Origin of the sequence: Gordonibacter pamelaeae 7-10-1-b (genome assembly GCF_000210055.1) — a bacterium.
Classification (GTDB): Bacteria; Actinomycetota; Coriobacteriia; order Coriobacteriales; family Eggerthellaceae; genus Gordonibacter; species Gordonibacter pamelaeae.
In genome coordinates, this window is record NC_021021.1 from 1,592,256 (window position 1) to 1,594,271 (window position 2,016).

The 2,016-nt window shown below is 67.6% G+C and carries 2 protein-coding genes; one reads left to right on the plus strand and one right to left on the minus strand.

Annotated features, from left to right (window positions below; genetic code table 11):
- Positions 1–513, plus strand: a 513-nt coding sequence (locus tag GPA_RS07365) for an FAD-binding protein (protein ID WP_041239241.1), incomplete at its 5' end; no start/stop codon positions are given.
- Positions 514–610: 97 nt separating this feature from the next.
- On the opposite strand, the gene GPA_RS07370 is transcribed toward GPA_RS07365, so the two are convergent.
- On the minus strand, positions 611–2,016 hold a 1,406-nt coding region (locus GPA_RS07370; RefSeq protein WP_041239242.1), incomplete at its 5' end, for an FAD-dependent oxidoreductase.

Here is a 2,016-nt window from a genome sequence, read left to right on the forward strand (position 1 = left end):
AACGCTGCGGCCGACGCCTGCGTGGTCGGCGACCGCGGGTACTGGTGGACGATCTTCGGCAAGAAGCTGTCCAGCGGCGCCCAGGCGCGCAGCATTGCGCAGGTTACGACGAAGAACGCGAAGCGCCTGGCGGGACCCTTCGACGACGTGGAGGCGCTGGCGGGCGGCCTGGGCATCGCGTCCGACGCGCTCAAGGCGGTGTTCGACGGCTACGGCGAGGCGGTTGACGCCGGCAAGGACGATGCGTTCGGCCGCACAGCGTTCCTTCAGGAGATCGAGCCGCCGTACTACGCGCTCAAGCAGCTCCCTGTGCGCTACAAGACGCGCGGCGGCGTGCGCACTGATGCCGACGGCCGGCTGCTGAACGCGGCGGGCTCGGCCATCGCGAACGTGTACGCCTGCGGCTCGGTGGCAGCCGGCAGCGTGGAGGGGTTGGCGACGAACGGGGCGTTCGGGTTGATCGTGGGGCGGGCGGTGGCGAAGGCGCTCGATGCGGGGGACGCGGGGAAGTAGCTTTCGGCTTGAAGCACGGTCGGCAGGGAGAAGGAGGGCGAGGCCCTGGCCGAAACGGCCGGGGCCTCGCCCGGGGAGGGGTGGAGGGTCGCTTCGGTTACGCCTTCAGCGCCTCGACGACGGCCTTGCCGCTGACCAGGCCGCTGCCGGCGTTGGGGCTAAGGTCGCTGCCGCTGTCGGCGACGGTGGAGCCGCAGCAGTACACGTTGGGGATGGGGTTGCCGTCCTTGTCCGCGAGCTGGCTTTCCGTGGTGATCTTCATGCCGCCGTGCGTCTTGTAGCGGAACGGGAAATGCTTCATGGCGTAGTACGGCGCGGCGAGCGACTTCAGGAACAGCTTCTTGCCGAACTCGGTGTCCTCGCCGGCGGCCACCATGGCGTCGTACTTCTCGAACGTCTCCTTGAGCGTGCCGGCGGGCACGTCCATGGCCGCGGCCAGCTCGTCGAGCGAGTTGCACGGGCCCACGAGGCGGTCGGGGCTGCCCTTCATGTTCAGCTCGACGTTCCACTTCTGGCTGCCGTTGATGGTCTGGTCGTCGAAGATGGTCCACCAGAATCCCAGCTCCAGCTCGGCGGCCTTGTCGGGAGAGTCGTGGCTTTGGTCCTCCTTGATGAAGCGACGGCCCTGCGGCGTCACCTGCACCTGCGGCGAGAAGTAGCCCCACACCGTAACCTGGGCCAGGTCGCTCATGCGGTTGGCCTCCATGTCCATGTGCGTGTACACGCCGCCCAGCGCCCGGCACATCTGGTGGCCTTCGCCCATGGAGTGCACGGTGAGCGGCCCGAGGCGCTGCTGGCTGGGCAGGTAGGCGGACACCATCTCCTGGTTGCACGAGAAGCCGCCCGTGGCCACGATGATCTTCTGCGCCTTGATGTCGACGGGCTTGTTGTTCTTCTCGTCGTTGAAGCGCACGCCGATGGGGGTGCCCTCGCCGTCCACGATGAAGTTCGTGGCGCGCAGGTTCAGCTTGTACGTGGCGCCCTTCTTCTCCAGGCCCTTCTGCAGCGGCGTGAGCACGGCCTGCATGTCGCCGATACCGTTGCCGGGCAGCAGCATGGACGTGGGCGCGCCCGTGTTCATGTAGTCGGTGATGGGCTGGAACACCGCGCCGTAGTCGGTCGCCACGCGGTCGGCCCATTCGGTCTGGTAGAGGTAGACGTTGTGCTTGTAGTCCATGTCGTCGGTCTCGCCCTTCTTCTCCAGAATGGGGGCGTAGGCCTGCCACTTCGTCTCGGGGTCTCCTTCGATGCCGGCATCCTTCTGCATCTTTGAGCCCGCCACGTTCATGACGCCGCAGGCGATGAAGCTCTCGCCGCCCACGCGGTCGAGCTTGTCCACGAGCATGACCTTGTGGCCCGCCTCCACCGGGTCCATGGCCGCCGACATGCCGGCGATGCCCGTGCCCAGGATGAGCACGTCGGTTTCCTCGGTGAAGCTCACCGGCGAGGTTCCCACCACGGTGTCGCCCTCGCTCGCGCTGCCGCCCTTGCCGCCGCCGTTGG